At 32.4% G+C, this 22,720-nt stretch carries 18 protein-coding genes; 11 read left to right on the forward strand and 7 right to left on the reverse strand.

Features of this window, described 5'->3' with window-relative positions; translation table 11 throughout:
* Positions 1 to 119 precede the first annotated feature (119 nt).
* The 5 genes from IPK88_14585 (at position 120) to IPK88_14605 (ending at position 10,153) form a co-directional block, all read left to right on the forward strand.
* Positions 120 to 1,163, forward strand: coding sequence for a hypothetical protein (locus tag IPK88_14585; GenBank protein MBK8244652.1), 1,044 nt, complete (start codon positions 120 to 122; stop codon positions 1,161 to 1,163).
* Entirely contained in the window at positions 1,164 to 4,046 is a 2,883-nt protein-coding gene (locus tag IPK88_14590; GenBank protein MBK8244653.1) for a T9SS type A sorting domain-containing protein, read from the forward strand.
* A gap of 132 nt (positions 4,047 to 4,178) precedes the next feature.
* Positions 4,179 to 7,148, forward strand: a complete 2,970-nt coding sequence (locus tag IPK88_14595; protein MBK8244654.1) for a SusC/RagA family TonB-linked outer membrane protein — start codon at positions 4,179 to 4,181, stop codon at positions 7,146 to 7,148.
* Positions 7,149 to 7,186: 38 nt separating this feature from the next.
* A complete protein-coding gene (locus IPK88_14600; protein ID MBK8244655.1) occupies positions 7,187 to 8,659 on the forward strand; it encodes a RagB/SusD family nutrient uptake outer membrane protein in 1,473 nt (490 codons plus the stop codon).
* 87 nt (positions 8,660 to 8,746) lie between these two features.
* Positions 8,747 to 10,153: a SusF/SusE family outer membrane protein gene (locus IPK88_14605; GenBank protein ID MBK8244656.1), complete on the forward strand. Its 1,407-nt coding sequence runs from the start codon at positions 8,747 to 8,749 to the stop codon at positions 10,151 to 10,153.
* A 75-nt stretch (positions 10,154 to 10,228) separates the two neighbouring features.
* Here the strand turns inward: IPK88_14605 and IPK88_14610 are convergent, their stop codons facing one another.
* A complete protein-coding gene (locus IPK88_14610; GenBank protein ID MBK8244657.1) occupies positions 10,229 to 11,533 on the reverse strand; it encodes an MFS transporter in 1,305 nt (434 codons plus the stop codon).
* Between the two features lie 179 nt (positions 11,534 to 11,712).
* Here IPK88_14610 and IPK88_14615 point away from each other — a divergent pair, with 179 nt between their 5' ends.
* From IPK88_14615 to IPK88_14625, 3 genes are all read left to right on the forward strand, one after another.
* The gene (locus tag IPK88_14615) at positions 11,713 to 11,925 is read left to right on the forward strand and encodes a hypothetical protein (GenBank protein ID MBK8244658.1); all 213 of its coding nucleotides are present in this window, start codon (positions 11,713 to 11,715) and stop codon (positions 11,923 to 11,925) included.
* 125 nt (positions 11,926 to 12,050) lie between these two features.
* Entirely contained in the window at positions 12,051 to 12,635 is a 585-nt protein-coding gene (locus tag IPK88_14620; protein ID MBK8244659.1) for a hypothetical protein, read from the forward strand.
* Between the two features lie 617 nt (positions 12,636 to 13,252).
* Positions 13,253 to 13,678, forward strand: coding sequence for a hypothetical protein (locus IPK88_14625; GenBank protein MBK8244660.1), 426 nt, complete (start codon positions 13,253 to 13,255; stop codon positions 13,676 to 13,678).
* Positions 13,679 to 13,971: 293 nt separating this feature from the next.
* Here the strand turns inward: IPK88_14625 and IPK88_14630 are convergent, their stop codons facing one another.
* The 3 genes from IPK88_14630 to IPK88_14640 all read right to left on the reverse strand — a co-directional run bounded on the left by IPK88_14630 (position 13,972) and on the right by IPK88_14640 (position 15,957).
* Positions 13,972 to 15,207 carry a hypothetical protein gene (locus IPK88_14630; protein MBK8244661.1) on the reverse strand — a complete coding sequence of 412 codons (1,236 nt, stop codon included), beginning with the start codon at positions 15,205 to 15,207 and terminating at the stop codon, positions 13,972 to 13,974.
* 298 nt (positions 15,208 to 15,505) lie between these two features.
* Entirely contained in the window at positions 15,506 to 15,688 is a 183-nt protein-coding gene (locus IPK88_14635; protein MBK8244662.1) for a type II toxin-antitoxin system HicA family toxin, read from the reverse strand.
* Positions 15,688 to 15,957, reverse strand: a complete 270-nt coding sequence (locus IPK88_14640; GenBank protein ID MBK8244663.1) for a type II toxin-antitoxin system HicB family antitoxin — start codon at positions 15,955 to 15,957, stop codon at positions 15,688 to 15,690. The genes IPK88_14635 and IPK88_14640 overlap by 1 nt, the downstream gene beginning before the upstream one ends.
* A gap of 462 nt (positions 15,958 to 16,419) precedes the next feature.
* Between IPK88_14640 and IPK88_14645 the strand changes: the two genes are divergently transcribed.
* The 3 genes from IPK88_14645 to kbl all read left to right on the forward strand — a co-directional run bounded on the left by IPK88_14645 (position 16,420) and on the right by kbl (position 19,543).
* Positions 16,420 to 17,475, forward strand: coding sequence for a hypothetical protein (locus IPK88_14645; GenBank protein MBK8244664.1), 1,056 nt, complete (start codon positions 16,420 to 16,422; stop codon positions 17,473 to 17,475).
* Positions 17,462 to 18,280: a hypothetical protein gene (locus IPK88_14650; protein ID MBK8244665.1), complete on the forward strand. Its 819-nt coding sequence runs from the start codon at positions 17,462 to 17,464 to the stop codon at positions 18,278 to 18,280. Before IPK88_14645 ends, IPK88_14650 begins: the two co-directional genes overlap by 14 nt.
* 72 nt (positions 18,281 to 18,352) lie before the next feature.
* The gene (gene kbl, locus IPK88_14655) at positions 18,353 to 19,543 is read left to right on the forward strand and encodes a glycine C-acetyltransferase (protein ID MBK8244666.1); all 1,191 of its coding nucleotides are present in this window, start codon (positions 18,353 to 18,355) and stop codon (positions 19,541 to 19,543) included.
* A gap of 5 nt (positions 19,544 to 19,548) precedes the next feature.
* Here the strand turns inward: kbl and IPK88_14660 are convergent, their stop codons facing one another.
* Genes IPK88_14660 through IPK88_14670 form a run of 3 tightly spaced genes read right to left on the reverse strand, consistent with a single transcriptional unit; the run spans position 19,549 to position 22,709 of the window.
* Positions 19,549 to 20,622, reverse strand: a complete 1,074-nt coding sequence (locus IPK88_14660; protein MBK8244667.1) for a VOC family protein — start codon at positions 20,620 to 20,622, stop codon at positions 19,549 to 19,551.
* Positions 20,623 to 20,641: 19 nt separating this feature from the next.
* The gene (locus IPK88_14665) at positions 20,642 to 21,436 is read right to left on the reverse strand and encodes an SDR family oxidoreductase (GenBank protein ID MBK8244668.1); all 795 of its coding nucleotides are present in this window, start codon (positions 21,434 to 21,436) and stop codon (positions 20,642 to 20,644) included.
* A 31-nt stretch (positions 21,437 to 21,467) separates the two neighbouring features.
* Positions 21,468 to 22,709, reverse strand: a complete 1,242-nt coding sequence (locus IPK88_14670) for an aminotransferase class I/II-fold pyridoxal phosphate-dependent enzyme (protein MBK8244669.1) — start codon at positions 22,707 to 22,709, stop codon at positions 21,468 to 21,470.
* Between the last annotated feature and the right edge of the window lie 11 nt (positions 22,710 to 22,720).

Here is a 22,720-nt window from a genome sequence, read left to right on the forward strand (position 1 = left end):
AATTTATGCCTAGCACAGTCATTGAATCCAAGTTTTAACCACTTACTATTAAAAAAAAATCTATTTTTACAGATTAATTAATTCCTTTATATTTTAACTTATTATTAAAATCTTTATATATGAAATTAACAGCTTTTTCTAGATTCTTAATTGTGATGTTTATTTTGGCTGCTTTGTTTTTTGGATATCGACAATGCAAGCCTCAGCTCGAAGAAAAATTTGGGAATAAGGTAGAGCCTACTGAAAATACAACACCTGCTGAAGGTCAAGTTGGTGGTGAACAAATGAATGAAAATAAAGGTGGAGCTACCACTTCATCAGATCCAAATGCTTCTAACGTTCCTTTATCTAATGCTGCCAGTACTTTTAGCTATGTTCCTGCTGAACCTATGAATGGAAAACTAAAAGGAGTTGTTGAATTGGGTGCCTCAGGTTTCAATTCTTTTATTATACGGGTTGATCAACAGAAAAATTGGAAATTGGAAAAAGCTGAGTTTGGATCTAGTTTAGTTTATGAAAATATGGCAACAGACGATGATATAAGGACAGGACTTAAAAATTATATAAGAGGAATGTTGGATTTTGGTGTGCCAGGAAAAGATATTCATTTTGTGGTGAGTTCTGGTGCTAAATCAGAACCTAGCGTCGTTAAAATATCTAATGGACTCAAAGCTTTAAATTATTATGTAAATGAAGTTACGCCTCAACAAGAGGGCACTTACGGATTAAATTGCATTATGCCTCCGTCTTTTGAACAAAATTCTTTCATGGTTGATATAGGCTCTGGAAATACTAAAATTTCGTGGAAAACTGGAAGTGCCATTCAAGCTCTTGAATCTCATGGAGCCAAATATTTTCAGAAGTCTATTTCTGATCAGCAAGTATATGATGATGTAAGAAAAACAGTAGGCAAGGTGTCAGGAAATAATAGAGGCACTTGTTTCATTATGGGTGGTATCCCGTTTGAATTAGCCAAACAAAGCAGAAATGGAAAAGAAAGATACACTGTTTTAAAAGCGCCATTAGATTATAAATCTACAGGAGAAAAACAAAAAGCTGGATTGAATATTTATAAGGCTATATATGATGAAACATCTTGTAAAAATTTCGTATTTGATTGGGATGCAAATTTCACCATAGGATTTTTATTAGGTCTTAAATAAATGGACTGTTATACTTTATTTAATGAAATGGGGCTAAACAAGATTGGGATAAAAATCCAATTGATTTTTGTAAACTGTTTAAGTAAACATAAGTTAATTTGCAATTTTATTGCATTAGTTCTTGCCTGCATATTCGTACCTTTTTTAGGAAACAGTCAAGTTATATTAGTTGATCCTGTTTTTCCAACTGTAAATGATACGGTAGTAATACTATTTGATGCAAGTCAGGGAAACGCAGCATTGAAAAACTTTAATGGTCCGGTGTATGTACACACAGGTCTTATTGCCGATCAAAGTGTAAGTGGAACGGATTGGAAGTTCGTACAAGGTGCTTGGGCAACAAATGACCCAAGGCTTCTGATGCAGTCACTGGGAAATAACCGCTATCAAATTAGATTGCACATAAAGTCATTTTATAAAATCCCGGATGGAGAAAAAGTCAATAAACTGGCTTTTGTTTTTCGTAATGTAAGTGGAAGCATTGTTGGTAGAGATGCAAGTGGAGCAGATATTTATTACGACTTGTCAAAAGTCGATTCAGGATTTGAAAGTATATTAATTAATCCTGATGTTCCATTTTTATTGGTTCAGAAAAATGATTTAATTCCAATTCAAATAGCATGTTCCAAGAATGCGGAAATTAAAATATTTCAAAACGATATTTTATTAGTCGACAGTTCAAACATTAATAAACTAAACTTCGATATTACTGCACAGTCAAATGGACAGTACGATATTAGAATAGAATGTATCAGTGGAACTGAAAGTAGAATTCATCGATTTCGATTTATTGTTGATGTCAATACTCCAATTGAAGATCCTCCTATCGGAACACAACCAGGTATTACTTTTTTAACTGAAAATTCAATAAGACTTGCCTTAGTTGCGCCGTATAAAAATAGTGTTTTTGTTCTGGGAGATTTTATTAATTTTTTAATGGATCAGAAATATTTAATGAAGCGAAACATTAAAGGAGACTTGTATTGGATAGATATTTTGCCAGTAAAACCTGGATTTGATCATATGATTCAATATCTAATTGATGGTCATATTCGCATTGCAGATCCTTTAAGTACTTTAGTCTTAGACCCTAATAATGATTCAGGAATTGATTCAACAATTTATCCTAGCATTCCCAAATATCCATATGGAAAAACTACAGGTTTTGTAAGTGTATTAAATTCTACTTCATCGGATTTTAATTGGACTCATAATGATATTAAACGTCCTGCAAATGACCAGCTTTTTGTATATGAGTTATTAATTCGGGATTTTGATCAAAAGCATACCTTTAATGCGATCACAGAACGATTATTATATTTAAAGGAATTAGGTGTAAATGCAATAGAATTAATGCCGGTTAATGAATTTGAAGGAAATCAATCATGGGGATATAATCCTTCATTTCATATGGCTTTGGATAAATACTATGGTTCCAAACAATCTTTTAAAACAATGATTGATTCAGCACATAGTCTTGGGATTACTGTTGTATTAGATGTGGTATTTAATCATGCCTTTGGTCAAAGTCCATTAGCAACAATGTACTGGGATAAAAGCAATAATACACCAACTCAAAATAGTCCTTATTTAAATTCGATAGCTAAGCACCCTTATAATGTTGGGTATGATTTTAATCATGAAAGTATTTATACTCAAAACTTTGTAAAGCAAGTATTGAAATATTGGATGGAAGAATTTAAAATCGATGGATTTAGATTTGATTTATCTAAGGGGTTTACTCAAAAAAATTCAGGTTCAAATGTAGATCTTTGGGGGCAATATGATGCATCAAGAATTAGTATATTAAAAAATTATGCGGATTGGATTTGGTTTATAGATTCCAAAGCTTATGTGATACTTGAACATTTTGCTGCAAACCAGGAAGAAAAAGAATTAGCAGAATATGGTATGTTGTTATGGGGTAATGCGAATTATGTTTTTAATCAAGTAACAATGGGTTATGACCAAAATGATTTAAGTTCAAGTCTTCACACTAGTAGGGGATGGAGTAAAAACCATTTGGTTTCATATATGGAAAGTCATGATGAGGAACGATTGATGTATAAAAATTTGCAATATGGAAATGGCTCAGGGCAATACCAAATTAAAGAATTGAATACAGCACTCAATCGGCAATTGTTAGTCAATGCATTTTATTTTTCCATACCAGGTCCAAAAATGGTCTGGCAATTTGGTGAACTGGGCTATGACTTTTCGATTAATACTTGTACCAATGGATCAGTCAATACAAATTGTCGCCTAGATCCAAAGCCTATCATGTGGGAATATACAACTATAGAAAATCGACTTGCTATTTATAAATTAATCCAACTCATTAATCAATTTAAAAGTAAGAGTCAAATAGTGACTAAAGCAAAATTTACTACTCAAATTGGGGAAGGATTACTTAAACGATTACAATTTACGTCTGATTCATTGAACGTTAATTTGATAGGAAACTTTGATGTTAATACAACTACCGCATCTGGTAATTTTCAACACCTTGGGACTTGGTATGATCTTGTTACTGGAGACAGTTTGAACATTTCTGATACCAATATTCAAGTGAAATTTAATCCAGGTCAATTTAAATATTATATTGATAATAGAAGTTTTATTTCGATAGAACCACATCCGAATATTGATCAAATTGGTATATTCCCTAACCCGGTAGAAGATTTTATCTATATAAATACCATTACTCCGATAATAAAAGTATTTTTATATGATGTTCAAGGTCGAATATTGTGTTCTAAAGACCGCAATGAAATTATTGATCACAGAATACTAATAAATCATGGATATCCAAGAGGAATATATTTTATTAAAATCTTATTGGAGAATGATAAAGTTATTTCTAAAAAATTGATATTCAATTAGTTGTAATTATTGAAATGTAAATTATAATCATCGAGAATATTTAATTTCGTTGAGGCTAACCTTTTGCCTTGTTATTTGTTAAAATTTTGTTACTTTTATATTATTTTATTGTTGATTTTAATGTGCTGCCAGATGAATCAAAGACCTACCATCTTATCCTTTTTATTTTTAATATTTCTTAGTTTTTCTACCATTCACTCGCAGAAATTGCTGAGCGGGAAAGTGATGGATTCAAAAACGCAAGAAGCATTAGTTGGAACAATCGTTAAGTTGGTTAAATCCAATGCAGTTGTCGTAACAGATTTCGAAGGAAATTTTACGATTCAGTCTACAAATGAATCAGATGAAATACTATTTTCATATACTGGATATGAAACCATACAAATGCCAGTTGTTAGTCAAAGCTTTTTTAGTATTCATTTAATTCCTGGGAAATTGTTGGATGAGGTAATATTAATTGGGTACGGTTCACAGAAAAAATCAGATAAAACAGGCGCGGTAATGTCTGTCAATTCAAATGAGTTGAATATTGGTGGTCTTAGCGACCCCATTCAAGGACTTCAGGGAAAAGTAGCTGGTGTTACCATTTCAAAACAAGGAGGTGATCCTAATTCAGGCTTTACTGTAAACATTCGGGGTGCAGCTGGACTGACTTCAGGGACTGGTCCATTGTATGTTATTGATGGAGTGCCTGGTGTTGACCCTACAACCATCGCAAGTAATGATATCGAATCTTACAATGTATTAAAAGATGCTTCATCGACAGCTATTTATGGTTCAAGGGGTTCAAATGGAGTCATTATAATCAAAACAAAAAACAGTGGATTATCTAAAAGTGATGAGAAGGTTCATAAAGTAGAGTATAGTGGCCAATATGCATATGATCAGGTATCTAAAAAACTTAATTTCCTGAACAGCGGTCAAATGAGAGATTTTGCAACAAAAACGGGTAAAACCTATATTGATAATGGAGCGAATATTGACTGGCAAGATGCCATATTTCGTACGGGATTTACCCAAGACCATTCATTAGCTTTTTCTGGTTCAGATCATCATTCTAGTTACAGAGCTTCATTGTCAAATTTAAATATCAAAGGTGTTTTGGATGGATCAGGTAAACAGAGAACAATTGGTCGTTTGCAATTTACTCAGAGCGGATTGAAAGATAGACTTACCGTTTTTGCTGGAATTGGTGGCGCAATAGAGCATAGTGATTTTGTAAATTATGGTAATGGAATTTCTCCCACAAATGTACTGTATCAAGCTTTCAGAAGAAGTCCTACAGATCCAATTTATAATGCAGATGGAACTTACTTTGAAACAGATCGTTCATTTCAATATTTTAATCCTGTGGCAATCATTAATGAGACTCAAAATGAACGGGATGCAAAACGATTTTTTGGTAATTTGAATGTTAGATTAAAACTTTTAGATCATTTGGTTTTAGGAGTTAATGGTGCATATACTAGGAATGACTCTACAAGTTTTTATTTCGAACCAAGTTATGCAGCTTCAAATACCACTAAAGGTTTTGCAAAAAGGACATATAATAATGGAAGTAGCCAGTTGATTGAAACGACCTTGAATTATGACTTGAATTATAGAAACAAACATAGTTTCAATATCCTAGGTGGACATTCCTATCAAAAAGATTCTTATGATGGTTTTTTTGCACAAGGGAAAGAAGCACTTTCTGATTATCTTAAATCATATAATTTAGGAGCATTAATTAATTTAGAACCTGGAAGTATTGGGTCTTATAAAAATGAATTTTTACAAGCCTCATTTTTTGGAAGACTCGTTTATGATTTCAATAAAAAGTATTATTTAACAGCGACAATGCGTCGAGATGGATCGTCTAAATTTGGAAAAAATAATGAATGGGGATGGTTTCCATCTGCATCAATAGCTTGGAATATTATGGGGGAATCCTTTATGAATTCTGTGCACTTTTTTGATGACTTGAAATTAAGAATTGGATACGGTATTGCAGGAAATCAGAATATTCCTACAAATGTAGACGCTATATTTTATATCCCGGCAGGTACGGCGATAGACCCTGAATCAGGTAATAAAGTGATATCATTTCAAAATAATGGTGGTGTTAATGCCAATCCTGACTTAAAATGGGAGGAAAATGCAGAGTTTAATATTGGCTTAGATTTTGGAATTTTGAAAAACAGACTTTCAGGTTCATTGGAATATTATCGAAAGACCACATCTGATTTAATATACAATTATGAATTACCAGTGCCTCCAAATAAAAATAGGTTCATTTATGCCAACGCAGGTCAAATAACAAATAATGGGGTAGAAGTTTCACTTTTTGGTATTGTGATAGATCGAAAAAAATTGGATTGGAAAACAACGTTTACTTTTTCAAAAAACAATCAAAAGACCAAAAAATTAGCAAACGACAAGTATGATTTGGATGAAATTAAAACACTTTATGTTTCAGGTCGCGGATTAGTAGGCGGAGAAAATTATTCACAAGTCATTCGACCGGGATTTGAAATTGGTACATTCTTTCTACCTGAATATGCAGGACTTTCGGATGATGGAAAATTTTTATTTTATACTAAGGCTGGAGGTGTAACACGTGATGTGTCTAAGGCGGAAAGACGTGAAGTAGGCCATGCTCAGCCTGATTTTAGTTTAGGTTGGTCAAACTATTTAAAATTCGGAGCGCATTTAGATGCAAGTATTGCTATGCGTGCAGTAGTTGGATTTGATGTATTAAATGTTACGAGATTGGTATTTAGTAATCCTTCTGATTTGCCTACTTTGAATGTTTTAGAAGAAGCTTTAGATGAATATGATAGAGGGTTGACAAGTTCCCCTATACTAAGTGATTATTATTTGGAGGACGGGACTTTTCTTAAAATAGATAATGTAACTGTGGGTTATAATTTTGGATTAAGTAAATCCAAATATCTCAAAGGATTCAGGATTTATGTTGCGGGTTCCAATTTATTAACACTTACCCGATATAAAGGACTTGATCCGGAGTTGAGTTATGGTGGTGTAGAATTTGGAAGAGATCAATATGATGTTTATCCTAAAACTAGAAGTATTACTTTGGGATTAAATGCTACTTTTTAAAAAATTTATATCAGTGTTATTTTTGAAATAAAATGTTTATGAAAAAAATATTCTTTTGTTTATCCATATTTTTTCTTTTGTCTTGCACAAAATTGGATGAAAAAATATTTGATAAAATTCCTGAGAGTGAATTTCCTGAAAACGAAGCTCAGGCAGCATTAAATATTATTCCTACATATAAGGAGTTGGCTGATTTAATTGATGATGCGGGATGGTGGTTTTTAGCCCAAGAAGTTACAAGTGACGAGTTGGTTTTTCCAGTAAGGTTAACCGATTGGGAAGATGGTGGTAAATGGCGTGTATTGTATCAACATGACTGGAATAATAATGTTGATGCGGTAAATTCAATGTGGGCGCATATGTATGATGGCGTATTTGAAGCCAACAAAGCAATAGATGAATTATTACCTTTTGCCACAGTTGAAGCTGCAAAAATTAATATTGCGAAGTTAAAAACTCTAAGAGCGTTTTATTATTATTTATTGATTGATAATTATGGAAATGTTCCTTACGTCACTTCTTTTTACACGGCAGAATCTCAACCCAAAAAAACACCACGAGAAACCATTTATAATAATCTAATTGCTGATCTTAAGGAAAGCGTACCGTATCTGGCAGTAAGTACCAAAAAGTATGCTGTTTCAAAAGGTTTGGCTTATTCTATATTAGCAAAATTATATTTGAATGCAGAGATATATACAGGTAAACCTCAATGGAATTTAGCAGAGAATTATTGTGACAGTATCATCCAATTGGGAGTTTATAATTTGGAATCAAAACCATTATTACCGTTTATAGCAAAGAATGAAAATTCAATTGAAAATATTTTTACCATTCCTTTTGATTCAAAAAGTTTGAAAGGCTTTCGATTGCATATGAGGACCTTACATTATTTAAGCAATCAGACGTTTGATATGCTTGTAGGTCCATGGAATGGTTGTGCAGTAACAGAACAACATTATAATACATTTACGGATGATGATCTGCGAAAGAAGGGATTTATAGTAGGACAACAATATACCTCCGGAGGTCAGATTCTAGTAGATTTGACGGCAGGTTCTAATCTCATTATAAAACCCAGAATTCCTGCTCTTGTAATGGATGCATCTTATAAATTAGATGAAATTAGAATGTCAGGAGCGCGCGTGGGTAAATATGAAATTGAACCAGGCACTGATGAAAATTTAAATAATGATTTTCCATTATTTAGATATGCTGACATTTTATTAATGAAAGCAGAAGCGAGAATACGTCAAGGACTTAATGGGGATCAATTTGTCAATATGGTACGTGTTAGGTCAGGTGTTTCATCTTGGTCTGGAACTAATTTGACTATGATACTAGCAGAACGCGGAAGAGAAATGTTTTGCGAGGGACATAGAAGACAAGATTTAATTCGATTTAAGAAATTCAACGATCCGTGGTGGGAGAAAAAAGCGAGTTCAACAGATCAAAGTACATTTCCAATTCCACAATGGGCCATTGATGCTAATCCTAATTTAGGTTTATAAAATTATTCATAACTATAAAATTTTTAAATGATGAAATTGTTTTTCTTAGAATCAAAATTTAGAACATTATTGTTCATTGCTTTAATTATGACCTCTCTCTTTACAATAAGTTGTGATAAAGATGATGATGGAACTGTTACACCAACTACAGAAGATGGTATTTATGTAAAGGGACCCGCTACCGGCTTTACTGATTTTAAAACTGCTGCATTGATGGTGAAAACACGAAATGAAGTGCTTAACGCGGAAGTTGCTGTGCCACGTGAATCGCTTTTAGAACTTTACATTCCCGTAAAAGCTGGCTCAGGCGGATTTAATATTGTGCAAGTTTCTGGTGCAACCAAAACAACTTATGGCGCTGGAACAGATTTTGCAAAAGTCGATTCTGCTAATTTAGATGTCGATGAACCAAAAGAAGGATTATGGAAAGGTAATCTTGTGGAGACAACAGCTCCTTTCGTTGTGCCGGAAGATGGATTGTATCATGTTATTGTCGACTTAGTTCTTAAAAAAGTTGCCATTGCTAGAGTGAAGTATGGTGTGATTGGAGGTGCTACTCCTGGAGGTTGGTCTACTAATACACCTATGATTGCTGCATTTAATTTGAACAAAATGGTTTTTGAAGTAAGTGATGTGTTGATGTTAAAAAATGACTGGAAGTTTAGATATTCTAATGGTTGGAAAATTTTCTTTGACAAAACCACAGATGTTGGATTTAATAAAAAAGGAGTTTCTGTAAATACTAATTTAGGTGGTGCTGTTAATGCATTAGTTGCAGGTGGAGATAATATTTCTAATACCGTATATGCTATTTACAAATTCACATTAACATATGAAGTAGGTAAAGGATTTACAGCTACTCAAGAAAAAACTGGTGAAGGACCTACTTTAGCTCAGTATCCTGAAAAACTGTATATGATTGGTGATGGAGTAGGTGGTTGGGATTGGGCAACAATCGATTTGCCAATGGTGCCTGTGCATAGTCACCCAGAATTATTTTGGAAAATTGTTAAAACGGAAGGAACTGGTGCATTCAAATTTGCTCCTGGCAGAGAATGGAAAGGCGATTTTGGTAAAACAGGTTCCGCCACCAATGGTGTTTTTGCAAAAGGTAGTGATAACGTAGATGTTCCTGCTGCAGCTGGCTTTTATTTAGTTGTGGTCAATCTAAAGGATGAAACTATTGAAGTGGTTCCTGCCGCTGTCTATGGAATTGGTGATTGTTTTGGAGGATATGACCCTGCTAAAGCAGAAAATAAATTCAATTCAGATGCATCTTCAGTGAGCCTTACTAAAGCTTTATTAGCTGGTGATTTAAGATTTCATGTTGCAGCTTCAACATTGAAATGTGACTGGTGGCAATCTGAATTTATGGTTCTTAATGGAAAGATAGAATATAGAGGAACTGGTAATGATCAAACTAGAGTAAATGTGACTGCTGGAAGTCATACCATTACTTTGGACTTTAAAGCTAATACAGGTAGTGTAAATTAATGAGTAATAAATTATTAAAGAATTAATAAAAAAGCGAACCTAAAATGGGTTCGCTTTTTTTTTGTAATTTGTATACTATTCAGCCTTTATTCTCAAGCAAAGTAATGCAGCAACGCACATAAAAGCTCCGCCTAAAACAACAGCATAAAGACTATTGGAATCTAGAACATGTTTCATAAACCAACCGAAACCAAGAGCAGCAATGATTTCAGGAATGACAATAAAGAAATTAAAAATACCCATGTATACACCAATTTTATTATTCGGTAAATGTGGTGCAAAAATCGCATATGGCATTGATAATATACTGGTCCATGCTATACCTACTCCCGTCATAGTAATAAGCAAGCCATATTTATTTTGAATAAAAAGCACAGACATTAATCCAATGCCTCCTGCTAACAAACAAATCATGTGAGCTTTTGAATTTGAAATTTTCTTTGCCAATTGGTTCAATATAAAGGCAAATAAAAAAGTTATTAATGAATAGAATCCAAACATAAGTCCACCCCAAGCAGCACCTTCTTTATATAATGGATCTTGAGGACTTTGTGCCCCAAATACATGAGTTGCCACAGCGTCTCCAAAATAGAACCACATGAGAAATAAACCCATCCATGAAAAAAATTGAACCAACGCAATTTTAGACATGACTGAAGGCATGGTCTTAATATTATTTATAATATCAATAAATCCATCTATGGTTTTTTGTAAGGCAGATTTTTTTTCTGGGCTTTGAATTGAAGATTCTATTGGTGGATATTCCTTGGTTGTTAAAATGGTATAAAGTATGGCCCCAATAAAAACTAATGCCCCGATATAAAAAGAATATCTAACGGTCTCAGGAATAGCTTGGTCATTGGTGTCGGTTAAACCCATAACATGAGTAAAAATCCAAGGCATGGAGGATGCTATAACAGCGCCTAAACCAATGAAAAAACTTTGCATGGTGAATCCTGCAGCTTGTTGTTTTTTAGGCAACATATCTGAGACGAAGGCTCTGAACGGTTCCATGCTTATGTTTATCGATGCATCTAAAATCCATAATAACCCAGCAGCCATCCATAATGCAGAACAATTGGGCATTGCAAGTAAAGCTAAACTTGATAAAATGGCTCCAACTAAAAAATAGGGTTTTCTTCTTCCAAATCTATTCCAGGTATGGTCTGACATATAGCCAATGATGGGTTGCACTAGCAATCCAGTCATTGGTGCTGCCAGCCAAAGCAATGGTATCTGATCCCCTGAAGCGCCTAGGTATCGATATATGGAACTCATATTTGCCATCTGAAGTCCCCAACCGAATTGAATTCCTAGAAATCCAAAACTCATATTCCAAATTTGCCAAAAACTTAGTTCCGGTTTATTAACATTATCCATTTTGTAGATATTGATTGATTAATGAAAATCAAATGTAAACAAATTATTAATCTCAGAAGATATTACCAATTATTATGATATTTGTAGGATGAGGATTTGTACTAACTTTATGAATTTGATAATAAAACGTTACTAATATTTCTAAAAATTCAAATAAATCATCATGTCGAATACTACAAATGATTTGCGCTATTGAAAAATCAAGAAGAAAAGGAATTGTAGGAGTAGGAATAACTAACCTGCTGGCTTCTGTTTGGAGGTGGTTGGATCCTAAGGATCTAAATGAGTTGGGAAGGCAAAGTGAAGAAATTCTAGATTATAGAACTTATGTTTCTGAAGCTAGTGGTAGTTTTTCTGGATTGGGTAGCAAAATAAAAATGCGAAGAAGTTAGATAAATTAGAAATAACACTTTTTTATCCAATAAGAGATACAAATTCTTCTAGATTAATTTTTGAAGCAGATGGCAGAGGTAGAAAAATTAGTTTTAATTCTGATGAAATAAAAAAGAAATAATTTATGAAAAAATTAGTTTTGTTAATTTTAATCTCTGGATGTTTAAAGGATACTAATAATAATATTCTTAAAACAAAATTTATTAATTCAGAAATTCATTATATTAAAAATGTTGGAAAAAATAAATATCAAGAAATAGTATTTGATAGTCTCCAGCGATTATTAGCTTTAAAGACAATGCTTAATAATAATAGAACAGATATAATTTATTTTACAGATTCTGGGACGATTGATTCGAAATTAATGTTTAACGATAAAGGTCAATTAGATGGCAAATGTTATTATTTTTATCCGAGTAATATTCTTAAATCAATAATTACTTATAAATCAGGTATTAAAATTGGTGTGGGTGAGGAGTTTTATGAAAGATCAGGCATTTTAAAAACAAGGTACTATTATGATATGCAAGGAACTTATTATTTTGCTGAGGTATTTTCAGATTCGACTAAGGATAAAAACATTACTTTTAATCCTAATAATCCAAGCTCATACAACTTAATTAAAAAGAATATTGATGGAGAAGACAAAGAATACCTTTTAAAACAAATGATAAAAATAGGACTTGATAGTTTAAAGCAAATACATTGAATATGCAAGTTTTATATCTCTGATGGCGTCAATTTTCTAACTTGTGCCTTACGAAAATCCGATAAATATTACTTTTGCTACCAACAAGGCAGTATATTGTGACTGACTTAACTTATAATTTATGCTCTTGTCAACTTTCCGATAACCAAGCTCCAAATTTGAATAATAAAAATAAACTAAAGCTGTTCAGAATACTACAAGAAATGATGGTCTAGGAATTGAATCTGTAATTAACAATTACTTTAGTATCAAGTGAAATGAGTAAAATAAATAAAATTTCTGAGTTCACAATAGAAAAACTAATTGAAGAAAAGAAAGGAAATGAATTGTATTATATTTGAAAAAATTATAGGTATAATCCTAATGTATTTTAGTTTCAAACTTTTTAAATTGGGTATAAATTCTAGGGATGGAGGTAATGATTATATTACAAACATAAGATCAATTGGAGCTGCAATATTAATGTTCATAACTGGGTTAGTTTTAATATTTTCATCAGAGAAAATCTTTTAAATTTACCAGCTCGCTTTAATGATCTAAAATATGTTTATGATAAGATTATTTAGAAATTTGAAGAGAAGAAGTTAAACTATTTTATATTTATAAATATTAAAAGCATGAATGAAGAAATAGCAATATTTGAAAGTAAAAATGCTGTAACAGTAAGTTGGATTATTTATCTTTTATTTGCTGTGTTTCTAATATATGCAATATATGATTCTAGTATAATAATGTCAATAATTTTGATTTTTGCTGGAGTTATTGGGTTTGTTATGCTGGAAGAAATTGCATATAGGTGCTATGTGAGCAATGATAAGCTTATTTTTGATTATGCAATTTTGCCAAGCACAACTTATCCACTCAATGAAATCAAATCAATTATAATTTACCGGTCTAGGTATTCAAGAGAAAGGAGCTATTTTGCTATCGAAGATAAAAATTCAAAAATAAAGTGCCAATTTATATCTTTTAGAGAAAGTGAAGTTCTTGAGGGTATACATTATTTTAATAGTATTGGAATATATAGTGAGCTCAAGACTTAATTGTTGAACTTCTAGTGAATCTGGTAATAATTTTATTCCTAGTTGGCCCTGCTGGCGTCAAGTTTCTAACTTGTGCCCAACGAAAATTCAATAAATATTTCCCTTGCTGGCGTCAAGTTTCTAACTTGTGCCCAATGAAAATTCAATAAATATTTCCTAGCTGGCATCAAGTCTCCCCTATAGTATTGATAAAAATTACGTGGAAACAAATTTGCAAATAATAACATTTTGATCAGCTAACTATCAGTATCAAAACTATAATTAAAAATGAATAAAGATGTATATCTTGATAATTATTTATCAGTAGTAATACCTAATTCTTTTTGCATTTTTTTTAGCATTTCATAATTATAAGTATTTCCATTACTATATAATTCTAGCAAAACATGTTTTGTCATTTTTAATATATCCATATCTTTGCTTTTTTTTAAAATTTCTTTTAAAAAATCAATAGTGGATTTGCTTGGAACTAACTTGCACAATTCAATGTAAAATAATTTTTTAACTTTAGTATTTTTTTTATTATAATATTCCTGAATTAAAAAAAGTAATCCAATGTTTTTGCCGTTGGGCGTAAGGGTAAGAGCTGAAAACCAATTTAAATTATTTAAGTCACAGCAATATTTTTTAATACCATCTCTTTTGAATAAATACTCTAAAAATGCAACATCAATTGTGTCAAGCTGAAACCCAAGAGTTATCCAACTAAAATTATAACAATTAAAATTATCGATATTGGTAAATATTGCTGACTTGTATCGACTAGACTTATTAAAATTAAAATAATCTCCTGCATCAACAAAAAAAGAAAAAAGTGTAATGTTAGTTTGATTATCATAAAGAAATAGAGAATCATATGCAACTCCTTTGCTATTTACTATATCATTTACATAAAATGGTTCATATGTTTCCATATTTTCATTTAAAATGGATTTAATGTCTAACTTATTGAATGAATAATAATTTCCATAGTCTTTAAAACTTTCTATTAATGAATAATAGGTATTGCCCATTGATAGTTTTATTAATGCTGAATCGTTTTTGTATATTTTATTATATATTTGTAAATGATATGCATACTTCAAAAATTCATATTGTTTATTTGTCTCGGGATACAATTCTTTAAGTTGTATAACAAATAAATTTTTAATTAAATTTTGAAGAACATTCTCTGAGCCATGTAGATTTCTATATTGACCAGAAATGTCCCGATTCCAATCTAATCTAAATAAACTATCATAAATTGATAAAATTATTTTCAACTCTGTAAAATCGGAATAATTGCATTTAATTCTAATTTCTTGACAAATTTGATTTATTATTATTGGATCTGGATGATTCTTTTTTGCAAAGATAGAATCCAATTTACCGTTTATTGAAACATCTGAAATTCCATAAAAATATTTTAAATCTTCAAAAGAATTAGATACGTTTAATTCAGCTTTTAATTTTTTTATTAAGTTAATGTTTTCTTGACAGTTCAATCTAATATTTACAATTATGCTAAGTAATAAAAATAGATATTTCATTTTTTCTTCCAATTTTTTCCTGGTATTTTTCCCTGGTAGCGTCAGTTTGCAACTTGTGCCCAACGAAAATATATAAGTTAAATTTATTTCCACTAGCTGGTATCAAGTCTCCAACTTGTGCCCAACAAATATAAAATTTAAATTTATTTCAGTAAATTTTCAATTCGATCCAAATGAATGCTCAACCATGACATAAAGTATTCTTCATTAAGGATTGCAAATAATTTAAGTTTAACATTTTCAATTGTAGTCATCAAAAAAAATCTAAAAATCAGTTTCTAAATAAGCAAAATATATTTTAGGCAAAATCATTTTTATCTAGTCCTGCCTGTTTAAGTATGGCAAGGAATGTTCCTTTTTTCATGTCTTTGCCACCGTGTAAAGGTACAATAACGGTTATGTTAGTAATAGGATTGTAAAACAAATGGTGAGAGCCTTTGGAACGTTTGAAAATATAGCCATGTTGTTCTAAAATTTTAATTAGGTGTTTAGGGTTCCCCTGCTGGCCCCTGCTGGCGTCAAGTTGCTAACTTGTGCCCAACGAAAATTCAATAAATATTTCTTGCTATCGTCAGGTATAGCTACGCCTCTTTCCTGCAACTCTTCAATATACAATTCAATAGCTTCTTTAGCCATAGAGATAGCTTCGTCCACATCTTCACCATAAGTGATACAGCCAGGCAATGCAGGGACTAAAACAGTATACCCACCTTCAGGCTCCTTGTGTAAATGAATTTTGTATGTGTACATATTTCTGAATTGTTTATATAAATGACTGATCTTACGAGTGCTTTAAGATTTAGCACTTGCTGAACCGTTGATGCAAAGTTAAGCTTTTTGATAAGGATTGGCAATAAGTTGTAGAATTTACAATTGTAAACTGTTTGTTTGATTTATTTTTCCTTGTTGGTCAAGTTTTCCGATACTCCGATTTACACAGGTGCAACTTGCGCCCAACTAAAACCCGATAAATAATTCCATTATTAAGTTCGAATTCATCTTTAGTACAAAGGGTGAAATCACTTAATAAATAGGGAAAAACACCCTTGTTGGATATGTAAATACATGAGCATATTTGTGCCTAAATTTTAATTTAATCTAGATTGAAAGGTTCAACTTGATAATCTTTTGAATTAAATTTATATCTTGTAAAAGATTGGATGTATTGTAAATATTTGTATTGATGGCTTTTATGGATCAAAAAACAACCGTATGAAATTATATTGTTATAAGAGAAATAGAACAACTTGGTTAATACCTATAATTTTTGTTCTATCAGGACTGAATTCGGGATTATTATTTGCTCAAGAAAATTCAGTTAAAGATATTTTCAATTATGAAGTCCGAATTGGAGCAAATATCGATCTGTATAGAGGACTGTTAAGTAATAGGGATTTTGTCAAGAATCAATTCAAAGGTCAGACAGGTATTAAAGTATTTGTTTCAGGAATGCTCAATGTAAATAGTCCGAACTGGATATTAGCCTATGGACCAACCATCAGTATTTATAACAAGAGTCTCGGAAATAGTCAGGATCCTTTAGAAAACGACATCCAAATAGATTTTTTAAATAGTTTTACTGCCGGTGTTGGATTAAAACATACAGATCATATGAAGTATTTGCGAACCTTGGGGAATTCTCCTGCCTATGATTTACGTCATGATTTTAATTATGCTTTGTCGCTAAGCGGAAATTTTTTGATCAATAATCATCATCGTAACCAATCGGTCGGTGCAATTAATGTAACACTATTTGACGCATTGACTCTAAATTATTGCAACGATGGTGGTCCTGGTATTGAACACATTGGTTCGGGAGATAATTTTGATCGTTGGTGGACCGGTAGTGGCGGCATTTATGTTCATGCTAAGAAAACAAATCGGGCAAATCTGGGATTTAATTATTTTGAATTTACATTTGATCAATTCACGGGTTATTCACCTTTAGTTTATGAATTGTCAAATATTCTAGGCGCAAATATTCCTGAATATTCATTATCCAAATCGCCAACAACTAAGCAAACACTACCTTCAAGTTATAATTCTTCGGCTTACACCATGCGATTCTCTTGGGCTGAATTATATCCGGTTTCATTAGAATTTGGAGTGATCGGTTCTTTAGTAGAACGCACTAAAAAATCAAGAAGAATATTTGGATTTCAAGACTTAATTCATGCGTCAGGTGGGTATATATTACACCCAAACAGAGATGATACTCGATTGTTTTTTGGAGCAACTTATAATACCAGTATATATGTTAAAGATTAATTTTCATTTCGTTTTACTGCTTGCCTTAAGTATCTTTTGTTCTAATTGTGCGATTAGATATTTTAATGATTCAGAATACAATCCTATTGGATTAGTAGAAGACAATACCTTAAGTGACAGAACACCTATAAATCAAATATTAGATGAAAAATCAGAGTTAATAGGTAAAAAAATTTATGATGTAAGAGCATATGTAGCCATATATTCAGAATGTTTAATGGAAACACAGAATATTCAGTCCATTGCATTGAATTACCATTGCGATTCTTGTTTGGAGTATCCTATAGGGTATCAAAGATTTAGATTTTTTGAAATTATGGTTGGAAAAGAAAACGATATCAGTTTAGATACACTTTACTTTTTTTTGTCTGAAAAATTGTCTGAAAAATTTAATCCTACATACGCTTCTTCTTGGGAATACGAACGTGCCAGGATTTACTATTTTGTGTCTGAGGGTCGAGATTCTTTACAAAAACCTAAAGTCGATTTTATTAATTTTAATCGTTATGTACGTAAACATAAAAGTATGTTTAATGGAAAAATGAAAACTTCAAGAAATTCAAAGGATAATTTCCAATTTTATTTTAGAAAGGATTCTGGCAATCAATGTATGGTATTAAATAAAATAGTGTCTAAGTCTACAAATAAGATTAGTGGGACCAAGCCTTTAATTTATGATGTAAATCAAATCTTGTTTGATGATTCAAATCCTTTAAATGGAATGAAATTATATTACGACCCAAAAATGAGTACACTTACTCAGGCATTATTGGACAAAAAAGTATTATACAGGTCAAAGAATTAGTCCTAAGCATTTTGGGATTGTGTAGTGTGAAGTTTAATATTTATTTACCTTTGCGTTCTAATTGAAAAAGTTATGTACGGCAAAACTCAAGAATCATTGCAAAGTGAATTGCAAGCTATAAAGGATGCAGGTTTATTTAAGAAAGAACGAATCATTATATCTCCACAAGGTCCTGTTATCAGAACCACCGAAACTGCTGAAGTTTTAAATTTTTGTGCCAATAATTATTTGGGTTTATCATCTCATCCGGAAGTAATTGAGGCTGCAAAAGCTGCCATTGACTCACATGGATATGGAATGTCATCCGTCCGTTTTATTTGTGGTACTCAAGATATCCATAAAGAGTTGGAACAAAAAATTTCCACATTTTTAGGAATGGAGGATACCATATTGTATGCAGCTGCCTTTGATGCTAATGGTGGCATTTTTGAACCATTACTTCAAGAGGATGATGCTATCATTTCTGATGAATTGAACCACGCTTCCATTATAGATGGCATTCGTCTTTGTAAAGCCAAACGCTTTCGGTATAAACACAATGATATGTCTGATTTGGAGCAACAATTAAAAGATGCTTCCGGTTCGAGAAGAATACTCATAGTTACAGACGGAGCCTTTTCAATGGATGGGACCATTGCACAATTAGATAAAATATGTGATCTAGCGGATCAATATCAGGCTATGGTTATGATTGATGAATGTCATGCAACTGGTTTTTTAGGAGCTACCGGTAGGGGAACTCATGAGTATCGGAATGTTATGGGGCGTGTTGATATTATAACTGGAACATTAGGTAAAGCGCTTGGTGGTGCATCAGGTGGTTTTACAGCTGCGCGTAAAGAAATTATAGATTTATTAAGACAAAGATCCAGGCCTTATTTGTTTTCGAATACAGTGGCGCCTTCTATAGTTGGAGCATCCATTAGAGTTATTGATTTATTGAGCAATTCATCAACTTTGCGAGATAAATTAGAGTCCAATACCAAATACTTCCGTAATAAAATGACAGAAGCTGGTTTTAATATCATTCCAGGTGATCATCCTATAGTACCTGTTATGTTATATGAAGCTCCGCTTGCTCAACAATTTGCAGCATCTCTTTTGAAAGAAGGAATTTATGTGATAGGTTTCTTTTATCCTGTTGTTGCCCAAGGAAAGGCTAGAATTCGTGTACAGGTATCTGCAGCTCATGAAATTTCACACTTGGATCAGGCTGTTGCTGCATTCACTAAAGTAGGAAAGGAGTTAGGTGTTTTAAAATAAGCAAATTATTTTGTTACATCTTTTGTTTTCCTACTCCAGGTTAATGTTTTAAGGAGAAATTTTGGTAAGGCTTTTGCTCTATTGAAATTTTTCAAATTCAAATACCAGCCTATTTTTTTAAGAATAGGAATTTTAAATGTTTCTACAAATTCTATTAATATCCCATCTTCAGTTTCAATGTAAGCAAAACGGCCTGCTGCCTCACCCATATCAAAAGCTCCGGATGTGTCAACCGTAAATGGATAATTTAATGCATTGCATTTCTGCTGCAATTCATCCATATTTATATTGTCAAAACATAAATGTATATATCCTAAATCACCCCAATATCGATTTTCAAAAATTCGTTTACCAGATCTTGAAGTATTGGAAACAAGTTCGATAATCGAAGGTCCTAAAAGTTCACTAAATGGTCCTATACGTTTTTTACTATGGGTTAACAATACTCTGTGAAATTGATTGGATTCATCATTAAATGACTTTACATCTTCATTGTAATCAAAAGTCTCACTTAATATGGTATCGTATCCTAATATATCTCTGAATAATACGAGTTGAGAAGCAATATCTTTAACGCCTAATGTTACACCAACGATTCCACCTGTATGTCCAATTGGCGATGAATACATATCTTTGGATTCAGATATTTCGATCCAGTTGCCCCATGGGTCCTTTGCAAAAAAATGTGGAATTCCAAATGGTTTGGTATGGATTTCAGAAACTATATTAAGCTGATTTTTTTTAAAATAATCATATGAATCTTGAATAGATGGTGTTTTTATTTTGGGACACATAATACCAAGATCACCAAATTGAATATTAAAGCTAGAATCTTGAGGTGTCCTAGACGTAAACTGCCAAAACTCAAATCCTCCTCCACCAGCAAAATTCATAGCTAGTATAGCGTGGCGGTCACATACCTCACCCCCGGTATATTTTGTCATTAATTTTGCAGGACCAGCATCATTAAAGACAGGTATGTCCATACCTAAATGTTTACGATACCACTCCCAGGTGTCATATACGGATTGGTTACCACAACCTATTTGTTGAATTCCACTAATATAATATGAATCCATTTATGATTTTATATTTAAGTTATTGATTTCTTTTGATTAATAACTTTTGTAATAATTTTGGAAAAAACCTTTTTAAATAGATAGCTTTTATCTCTTTTCCTCCAAAATAACTTTCAAAGGTATTATGTTCAACAGCTTTAATGATCTTAGCTGCTAATATGTTTGGATCCATGCCTTTTGAAATTTCGTCATCCGTTTGAGTGAATTTAGCACCATTTCCAATCAAAGCGTTTGAAGCGATATTGGTTTTTGTATAACCCGGGCAAATTATATTTACCTTTATATTGTCCTTAGAATGTTCAGCTCGTAAGCAATCAAAAAAACCATGTAGTGCATGTTTTGCGGCACTATATCCGGATCTTAAAGGGGCTCCTATTTTTCCAGCTACACTGCTTATGACAACAATTTGACCAGATCCTTTGGTTAACATGTTGGGCAATAGGAGTTTTGTCAAATTGATTAATCCGAAATAATTGACTTCCATTAATTCTCTGTAAACATTCATAGATGTATCCACAATTTTTGATCGCTGTGAAACGCCCGCATTATTAATCAGGATATCTATATGGCCAAACTCCTTAAGAATTGATTGTGTGCAAATTTCCAATTGCCAGGTATTAACCAGATCTAGGATGATAATTTTGGATTTATTGGGATCCTTTAATTGTCTTTGTGTGGATTCTAATCTTTCTTGATCTCGCCCTGTCAAAATTAAAAATGTATCTTTTTTAGATAGCTCAATAGCAAGTGCTTGACCAATACCTGATGAAGCTCCAGTGATCCAAACTATTTTATTATTGAAGTATTTAGACAATGGTTCTATTTGAATAACTGTTTACAAAAAATTAATGGGCAACCGCAAATTGGGATTGATATTGTCCGGTAACCAATTTATCTCGTACCTCAGCAAATGCTTTTAAACTTTGTTGTATATCTTCTGAAGTATGCATAGCTGTAGGTATTAGCCTAAGAATTATCATGCCTTTAGGAATTACAGGATATACGACTATGGAACAAAATACACTGTAGTTTTTGCGTAAATCCATTACAATTTGAGTGGCCTCTTCAACACTTCCTTTTAAATAAACTGGAGTTACACAGGTATTTGTTTCTCCTATTTCAAATCCATTCGCTTTTAGACCATTTTGAAGTTGGGTGACATTACTCCATAACTTTTCTTTTAATTCAGGTTTTGTTCTTAATAATTCTAATCGCTTGATATTGCCTAAGACTATTGGCATAGGTAAGGATTTTGCAAATATCTGAGAACGCATATTGTATTTTAAATATTTAATTACAGCTTCGTCAGAAGCGATAAATGCCCCAATGCTAGCCATTGATTTTGCAAATGTAGAAAAGTAAAGATCGATGTCGTTTTGCACACCTTGTTCTTCACCAGCACCAGCACCAGTTTTGCCTAAAGTTCCAAATCCATGCGCATCATCAACAAGTAATCTGAATTCATATTTTGATTTCAATGCAACTATTTCTTTAAGTTTGCCTTGATCTCCACGCATTCCAAACACACCTTCGGTAATCACTAAAATGGAACCACCAGTTTCTGATACTAATCGAGTCGCTCGCTCAAGATTTTTTTCTAAACTACTGATGTCGTTGTGAACAAAAGCAAAACGCTTACCTAAATGTAATCGGACACCATCTATAATACTCGCATGACTTTCACTATCATAGACTACAACATCGTGGCGATCAAGTAAAGCATCGATGATGGATTGAATACCTTGATATCCAAAATTAAGGAGATATCCTGCTTTCTTATTTACGAATGATGCCAATTCTTGTTCTAATTGTTCATGATATTTAGTATCTCCACTCATCATTCTGGCACCCATAGGGTAGGCCAACCCATATTGAGCGGCTGCTTCAGTATCGGCTTTTCTGACCTCAGGGTGATTGGCTAGGCCTAAATAATTATTTAAACTCCAAATAATCATTTCTTTTCCGTTGAATCTCATGCGATTAGAAATTTCACCTTCTAGTTTGGGAAACATGAAATATCCATTAGAGTCATCGGCATATTTACCCAACGGTCCCATGTTATCAATAATCTTACTAAATAAATCCATGATCTAAATAT

Source organism: Candidatus Defluviibacterium haderslevense (assembly GCA_016712225.1).
In the GTDB taxonomy this organism is placed as follows: Bacteria; Bacteroidota; Bacteroidia; order Chitinophagales; family Saprospiraceae; genus Vicinibacter; species Vicinibacter haderslevensis.